This window comes from Sphingomonas bacterium, from assembly GCF_903643065.1.
In the GTDB taxonomy this organism is placed as follows: domain Bacteria; phylum Pseudomonadota; class Alphaproteobacteria; order Sphingomonadales; family Sphingomonadaceae; genus Sphingomonas.
Map to the genome: position 1 here is coordinate 1 of NZ_CAHJWX010000068.1, position 7,765 is coordinate 7,765.

The window sequence follows — 7,765 nt, forward strand, 5'->3', positions numbered from 1 at the left end:
CCGGAGCGTCGGCGCGCGGCCGCTCGGGCCGATCGCGCCACTGGCCTCGGCCCGCATCCCGCTGAGCCGCATCTCGCTGGGCCCCGTCCCGCTGACTCTCACGCTGGCCACCATCGCGGAGGCGATCATCGCCGGCCTCACGGCGGCGCTGACCTTCGTCACGCTCGGCGCGCACCGGCTCGGGCGCGGCATCCCAGCCCTCGCGACCACGGACCGGCTCGCCCTCATCGCCGAACTCATCATCGCCGTCGGCGTCAAAGTCGTCGCGGCCCCGCCGGGGCTGCTGGTCCTCGAAGCGGCCACGCTGCTCGCTCACCACGCGGAAATAATGATCGGCGAACTGGAGATAATATTCGGTGTTGACGCGATCGCCCGCGCGCTGCGCGTCGGCGGCCATGTTCTTGTATTTCTCCAGAAGCTGAGTGGCATTACCGCGCGCGCGGCTGTCGATCCGGCTACCGTTGTTCTGGGGTCCGCGCGGCCCGTTGCCACCGCCACCGCCACCGCCACCGCCGCTATTATTGCCGCCGCGCCCACGCCGACGGCCGCCACCGCCGCCCTGCCGATTGTTGATCAAGAATCGTGTCCTTCAACCAAGATTTGGTCGGTCGCTCCGAACCGGGGCGCTCGCCCGGACCGTCCGGGCGGCTTGGACAAGGCCACGCGTCAAAGACGGCGCGGCGTTGCATCACCTAAGCTGCGGACGATTTCCCGATCCGGCTTCACCGGATCATCGCCTCCCCTCGGTCTAGAAGGTGGTCGGTCGCCCCGCAATCGGAATGTGGGGCGCCCGCCGCCGCCGGTCAAGCGGTGACGACGACGCAACGGTCGCGCCCACCCAGATCGCGGCGGACGGTCGCGCCCAGTCCCGTCGCCCGGACCAGCGCCACCACCGCCAATTCCTGCGTCGCACCGATCTCCAGGCAGGCGACGCCGCCCGGCGCGAGCAGTCGCGACAGCTGAGGCACGAGCGCGCGATAGGCGTCGAGACCGTCCGCGCCGGCGAACAGCGCCACCGCCGGCTCGTGATCGCGCACCTCGGGCGGGAGTGGCTCGTCCGCGCCGATATAGGGCGGGTTGGCGAGGACGAGGTCGAACCGCTCATCGACTCCGGTGGCCCAGTCGCCGAGCCGCCACGCCACGCGCGCGGCCAGCCCCAGCGCCGCCGCGTTGACCCGCGCGTAGGCGAGCGCATCGGACGAGGCATCGATCCCCAGCCCCGTCGCGCCCGGCCACTGGTCGAGCGCGGCGAGCAGCAGCGTGCCGGGGCCGGTGCCCAGGTCGAGCATGCGGGTCGGCGCGCGGGTGGCGAAGTGCGCGATCGCCGCCTCGATCAGCGTCTCCGAATCGGCGCGCGGCACCAGGGCGCCGGGCCCGACCGCCAGCTCGACCGTCCAGAAGGCGCGGACGCCGGTCAGGTAAGCGACCGGCTCGTGGGCGGCGCGCCGCTCGACCAGAACGGCAAAGGCGGGCGGAACGGGGTCGTCCAGCCGCCCGAGCAGCAGCGCCTCGCGGGTGATGCTCAGCGCGTGCGCCATCAGCAGCTCCGCGTCGAGACGCGGCGTGGCGGAGAAGGCGAAGCGGTGGGTAGCGAAGGCGAGGGCCTGCCTCATTCCCCCTCCCGCTTGCGGGAGGGGGTCGGGGGATGGGCTTTCCCTCACCGCGCGTGAACCACTCGGGACTGGCGTCGAGCCCACCCCCGGCCCCTCCCGCAAGCGGGAGGGGAGCAGGATTCACCCATCCAGCGACGCCAGCCGCTCCGCCTCGTCCTCCGCGACCAGCGCGCCGATCAGCTCGTCCAGCTCACCCTCCAGTACCTCGGGCAGGCGGTGGAGCGTCAGGTTGATGCGGTGATCAGTCACGCGCCCTTGCGGGAAATTATAGGTGCGGATGCGCTCCGACCGATCGCCCGAGCCGACCATCGCCTTGCGCGACCCCGACCGCTCGTTCGCCAGCCGCTCGCGTTCGGCCTCATACAGCCTGGTCCGCAGCACCTTCATCGCCTTGGCGCGGTTCTTGATCTGGCTGCGTTCGTCCTGCTGGATCACCACCGTGCCGGTCGGGATGTGGGTGATGCGCACCGCCGAGTCGGTGGTGTTGACCCCCTGCCCGCCCGGCCCGGACGAGCGATAGATGTCGATGCGCAGGTCCTTGTCCTCGATCTGGACGTCAACCTCCTGCGCCTCGGGCAGCACCGCCACCGTCGCGGCGGAGGTATGGATGCGACCCTGGTTCTCGGTCGCGGGCACGCGCTGGACGCGGTGGACGCCGCTCTCGAACTTCATCTTGGCGAAGACGCCGCGCCCCTCGACGCCGGCGACCACCTCCTTGAACCCGCCCGCCTCGGATGTCGACGCGGAGATCAGCTCGACGCGCCAGCCCTGCCCTTCGGCGAACTTCTGGTACATACGGAACAGGTCGCCCGCGAACAGCGCCGCCTCGTCGCCACCCGTGCCGGCCCGAATCTCCAGCATCGCCGCGCGCTCGTCCGCCGCGTCGCGGGGCAGCAGCGCCAGCGCGAGCTTGCGGTCCGCGTCCGCCAGCGCGGTCTCGTTGCCGGCCAGCTCGTCGCCCGCCATCGCGCGCAGCTCGGGATCGGCGTCCTGCGTCATGTACCGAAGCGACTCGCCTTCCTGCCGCAACCGGCGCACCTCGCCAGCGGCAGCGGCGACCGGCTCCAGCTCGGCATATTCCTTGGACACGGCCACGAACCGCTCGGACGGCAGGTCGCCCCGCGCCATCTGCGCCGCCAACTCGTCACGCCGCGCCTCGATCTGCCGGATGCGCTCGGGAGAGATGCGGGTCATGCGGCTTTCCGCCAACCAACGGTAAAAGTGATGCCATCCCAAATGAAGTTGTCAGCTTCCTCCAGAGTGGAAGGACCGCTAACAACAGGCAGTCGCAATCCCCTCCTAAACCACTGAAACACCGACCTCTGCTGACGCTCGGTGTCGTAACCCGAACCGATCTTAAGAGTTAGGAGGGACAGGGCGTCAGAATGAGGCTGAACAAAAATCACACCTTTTGGACGGCGTTGAAAAGCCTTCTCACCTCGTTTTCTGGGGGATCCAACTAATACCGTGTCCACCGACCGCTTTGCCTTACGCAAATCACTGGCGATTTTCAGCGCGAGCGGAACAGCGTGGTCAGTGTCGGCCACGACAATGAAATCAGTAACTTTTTCCTTACGGTCGCGGATCAACATCGCCAACCGCTCCACCCCCGCGGCCCAGCCCACCCCCGGCGTCGGCGGCCCGCCCAGCGTCTCGATCAGCCCGTCATACCGCCCGCCGCCGATCACCGTCCCTTGCGCGCCCAGCCGGTCGGTCACGAACTCGAACGCGGTGTGGCGGTAGTAATCAAGCCCGCGCACCAGCCGCGCGTCACGCGTCCACGCCACCCCCGCCGCGTCCAGCCCCCTCGTTACCGCCTCGAAATACGCCCCCGCCTCCGTCGTCAGATACGCATCGATGTCCGGCGCGGCGTCCGCGACCGGGCGATCGCGGGGGTCCTTCGAATCGAGGATGCGCAGCGGATTGCGCTCCAGCCGCGCGACGGAGTCCTCGCTCAGCGCATCGCGCGCGGCCTCGAAATGTGTCACCAGCGCCGCGCGCCAGGCGTCGCGCGTCGCGGCGTCGCCCAGGGTGTTGAGCCGCAAGGTCACGCCGTCCGCGATGCCCAGCTCGGCCAGCAGCTGGTCCGCCATCGCCAGCAGCTCCACGTCCGCCGCCGGCTCGGGCGCGCCGATCACCTCCGCGTCGATCTGGTGGAACTGGCGGAACCGCCCCTTTTGCGGCCGCTCGTAGCGGAACACCGGCCCGCTCGTCGCCAGCTTCATCGGCGCGTGCTGCGCCCAGCCATTGCCGACGAACGCGCGCGCGATCCCGGCGGTGAACTCGGGCCGCAAGGTGATCGAGTCCCCGCCACGATCGGCGAAGCTGTACATCTCCTTCGACACGACGTCGGTGGTCTCGCCGATCGAGCGCGCGAACACCTCCGTCGCCTCGAACACGGGTACGTCGACGCGGCCGAAGCAATACAGCCGCCGCACACGCTCGAACGTGTCGAGCACGTGCGCGAAGCGGCGCTGTTCCTCGCCCCAGATGTCCTGCGTGCCCCGAACGCGTTGGGGAGTTTTGGGCGGTGTCTTGCTCATGTGGCGCGGCTCTCTAGGCGAGCGCGCGGGCAAGCGCTAGGCGGGCACCATGGCGATGGCCCACGACCCCCTCCGGCTCGGCAAGCGGATCGCGCCGCCGCGCTTCCTGCTCTTCGCGATCCTGTTCGTCGTCGCCACCGCAGCGTCGAGCCACGCGCTCGGCATCGGGCGCGCGGTGCTCGCGTCGTTCGACGGCGCGAGCCTGATCTTCCTCGTCTCGATCGCGCCGCTGCTCGGCCGGGGCGAGGCGAACCAGATCCGCGCGCAGGCGGCACGCAACGACGCCAATCGCGCGGTGCTGCTGGGGCTGACCGGCGTCGTCATGCTGGTCGTGCTGGTCGCGGTCGCCAAGGAACTGCAGGGCAAGAACGACACGGTCGCGATCGTGCTGGTGGTCGCAACGCTGGTGCTCGCCTGGCTGTTCGCCAACGCCATCTACACGCTCCATTACGCGCACCTCTATTACGGCGACGCGAACGGGCGGCCGGGCGACGATCGAGGGCTCGACTTCCCGCATTGCGATGAGCCTGATTATTGGGACTTCCTGTATTTCAGCTTCACGCTGGGCATGACGTTCCAGACCTCGGACGTGGAGATCACGTCGCGGCGCGTGCGCGGGGTCGTGCTGGGCCACACGATGCTCGCCTTCGTGTTCAACCTGGGCGTGCTCGCCTTCACGATCAACGTGATCGGGGGCGGTTAGCCGCCCCTGCCGGCAACTTCGTCGGGGTGGGAGCGGGGCGCGGGATAACGGGCTGGACGGCCGGCATTCGCGCCGCGTAAGGCGCGGCGCTTCAGTCGAAGGTGTCGTGCATGCTCCGGTCCGGTCTCGCTGTCCTGCTGCTCTGCGCCGGCACCGCCGCGCTGGCGCAGGTGCCGTCCGGCAACTCGGCACCGCAGCCCTATCCCTATCCCGCGCCGATCGCGCCGCCGCAGGACCGGCCGTTCCCGGGCACGATCGCGCTCGATATCGACGCGACCAACCCGTCGCAGGGCATCTTCGACGTCAAGGAGACGATCCCGGTCACCGCCAGCGGCGACACCGTCTTCTTCTACCCGCACTGGATCCCCGGCAACCACGCGCCGTCCGGCCAGATCGAGAAGCTGACCGGGCTGACCTTCCGCGCCGGCAACACCGTGCTGCCGTGGCGGCGCGACCCGGTGAACCTGTTCGCCTTCCATATCGACGTGCCCGCCGGCACGAGGAAGGTGGAAGCGGCCTTCCAGTTCGTCGGCGCGGTCAAGCCCGACGAGGGCGCGGTGTTCACCTCGCCCGACCTGCTGCGCCTGCAGTGGATCAGCGCCAGCCTCTATCCGGCCGGCTATTTCGTCCGCGACATCCCCGTCGCCGCGACCGTGAAATACCCGGACGGCTTCACCGCCGTCTCCGCCGTGCCGTCCACCCACACCGGCCAGACCTATCGCTATCAGCTCAGCAACTACGAGGTGCTGATGGACTCGCCGGTGCTGGCGGGGCGCTACTACAAGGCCTATGCCTTGACGCCGCGCGTGACGCTGGACACCTTCGCCGACAAGCCGGAAGAGCTGGTCGCCAAGCCCGAGCAGATCGCCGCGCACACGCGGCTGGTCGAACAGGCGGTGAAGCTGTTCGGCGCGCAGCATTATGACAATTACCATTTCCTGCTGTCGATTTCCGACCAGACCAGCGGCTCGGGGCTGGAGCATCATCGCAGCTCGGAGGACGGCACGCGCCCGGGTTATTTCACCGAATGGGACAGCCAGATCGCGGCGCGCAACCTGCTGCCGCACGAGTACACGCATAGCTGGGACGGCAAGTTCCGCCGCGCCGCCGACCTGTGGGTGCCGGCCTATGACCAGCCGATGCGCCCCGGCCTGTTGTGGGTCTATGAAGGCCAGACGCAGTTCTGGGGCTATGTGCTCCAGGCGCGCTCGGGGCTGGTGAGCAAGGAGGACACGCTGGACCAGCTCGCCGGGATCGCGGCACAGCTCGATACCCAGCCCGGCCGCCGCTGGCGCGCATTGTTCGACACCACTTATGACGAGAGCCTCAACGCCCGGCGCCCGAAAGGCTGGGCGTCGTGGCAGCGGGGCGAGGAATATTACAACGAGGGCCTGCTGATCTGGCTCGACGCGGACGAGGTGATCCGCGAGCGGAGCGGCGGCGCCAAGTCGATCGACGACTTCGCCCGCGCCTTTTACGGCATGCGCGACGGCGACTATGGCGAGCTGACCTACACCGTCGACGACGTGGTCAGGACGCTCAACGGCGTCGTGCCCTATGACTGGGCCGGGTTCCTCGACAAGCGCGTCAACCAGACCAGCAGCGGCGCGCCGCTCGACGGCTTCACCAAGGGCGGGTACAAACTGGTCTATACCGACCAGCCCACCAAGGTGTCGCAGCAAGGCGCGCGGACGCGCGGCGCCGACTTCACCTATTCGATCGGGATGGGCGCCGATTCGACCGGCAACGTCACCGGCGTGCTGTGGGACGGGCCGGCGTTCAAGGCGGGGCTGGTGGTCGGCGCGCAGCTGCTGGCCGTCGGCGACGGCGCCTATTCACCCGAACGGCTCAACGCGGCGATCACGGCGGCCAAGGGCAGCAACCAGCCGATCCGGCTGGTGGTCAAGCACAACGACCAAGTGAAGGCGGTCACGATCGACTACCATGGTGGCCTGCGCTATCCACACCTGGTTAAGACCGGCACCGCCGATGGCGGTCTTGATCGTCTGTTGGCCTCCAAGTGAGACGGAACCCTCATGCGCATTGACCTGATCCCGACGGGCAAGAACCCACCGGAAGACCTGAACGTCATCATCGAGGTGCCGATCGGCGGCGAACCGGTGAAGTATGAGTTCGACAAGGCGTCGGGCGCCCTGTTCGTGGACCGCATCCTGCACACGCCGATGCGCTATCCGGCGAATTACGGCTTCGTGCCGCACACGCTGTCGCCCGACGGCGATCCGCTCGACGCGCTGGTCATCGCGCGCTCGCCCTTCATCCCGGGCTGCGTGGTCCGCGCGCGGCCGATCGGCGTGCTCAACCTGGAAGACGAGCATGGCGGCGACGAGAAGCTGATCTGCGTCCCCGTCGACACGACCTTTCCCTATTATTCCGACGTCGGCGAGCGCGGCGACCTGCCCTCGATCGTGCTCGCGCAGATCGAGCATTTCTTCAAACACTATAAGGACCTGGAATCCGAGAAGTGGGTTCGCGTCGGCAGCTGGGGCGACGCGGCCGAGGCGCGCCAGATCGTGCTGGAGGCGATCGAGCGGTACAAGGCGCACCCCAAGGAGCCGTACGCGGCATAAGGTCCCGCATCCCGCGAGATCGACGCGGCGTCTTTTGGATTCGAGCGCAAGCGCCGGAGCGCGGCGGTGCCGGCGTCGCGGGTAGGTCGGGGGGATCAGGACCTTCCGCCCACGCGAAGGTCACAGCAGGATGACCGCTCATGCCCCGCCCCGCGCCCGACATAGCCGCCGACCCGCGCTGGGCGCGCGTGCTGGCGCGCGACCGGGCCGCCGACGGCCGTTTCTGGTACTCCGTCGCCACGACCGGCGTATATTGCCGCCCGTCCTGCCCCTCGCGCGCCGCGAACCCGCGCAATGTCGCCCTGCACGATTCGCTCG

General features: G+C 68.9%; 8 protein-coding genes. 4 read left to right on the forward strand and 4 right to left on the reverse strand.

The window, feature by feature from the left end:
* The 4 genes from HUU95_RS14835 to hisS all read right to left on the reverse strand — a co-directional run.
* A partial coding sequence (locus tag HUU95_RS14835) for a DUF4167 domain-containing protein (protein WP_174278907.1) occupies window positions 1-577 on the reverse strand: 577 nt, incomplete at its 3' end.
* Window positions 578-803: 226 nt separating this feature from the next.
* The gene (prmC, locus tag HUU95_RS03910) at window positions 804-1,613 is read right to left on the reverse strand and encodes a peptide chain release factor N(5)-glutamine methyltransferase (protein WP_174278908.1); all 810 of its coding nucleotides are present in this window, start codon (window positions 1,611-1,613) and stop codon (window positions 804-806) included.
* Window positions 1,614-1,733: 120 nt separating this feature from the next.
* Entirely contained in the window at window positions 1,734-2,807 is a 1,074-nt protein-coding gene (gene prfA, locus HUU95_RS03915) for a peptide chain release factor 1 (protein WP_174278909.1), read from the reverse strand.
* Entirely contained in the window at window positions 2,804-4,156 is a 1,353-nt protein-coding gene (gene hisS, locus HUU95_RS03920; protein WP_254602605.1) for a histidine--tRNA ligase, read from the reverse strand. The genes prfA and hisS overlap by 4 nt, the downstream gene beginning before the upstream one ends.
* Window positions 4,157-4,205: 49 nt before the next feature.
* Between hisS and HUU95_RS03925 the strand changes: the two genes are divergently transcribed.
* The 4 genes from HUU95_RS03925 to HUU95_RS03940 all read left to right on the forward strand — a co-directional run.
* Entirely contained in the window at window positions 4,206-4,859 is a 654-nt protein-coding gene (locus HUU95_RS03925) for a DUF1345 domain-containing protein (RefSeq protein WP_438827198.1), read from the forward strand.
* A 110-nt stretch (window positions 4,860-4,969) separates the two neighbouring features.
* Window positions 4,970-6,883 (forward strand): M61 family metallopeptidase, encoded by a 1,914-nt coding sequence (locus tag HUU95_RS03930; RefSeq protein ID WP_174278910.1) that lies wholly within the window; start codon window positions 4,970-4,972, stop codon window positions 6,881-6,883.
* Window positions 6,884-6,895: 12 nt separating this feature from the next.
* A complete protein-coding gene (gene ppa, locus HUU95_RS03935; RefSeq protein WP_174278911.1) occupies window positions 6,896-7,447 on the forward strand; it encodes an inorganic diphosphatase in 552 nt (183 codons plus the stop codon).
* 140 nt (window positions 7,448-7,587) lie between these two features.
* Window positions 7,588-7,765 (forward strand): Ada metal-binding domain-containing protein (locus HUU95_RS03940; RefSeq protein ID WP_302480090.1); only part of this gene is annotated, 178 nt, incomplete at its 3' end.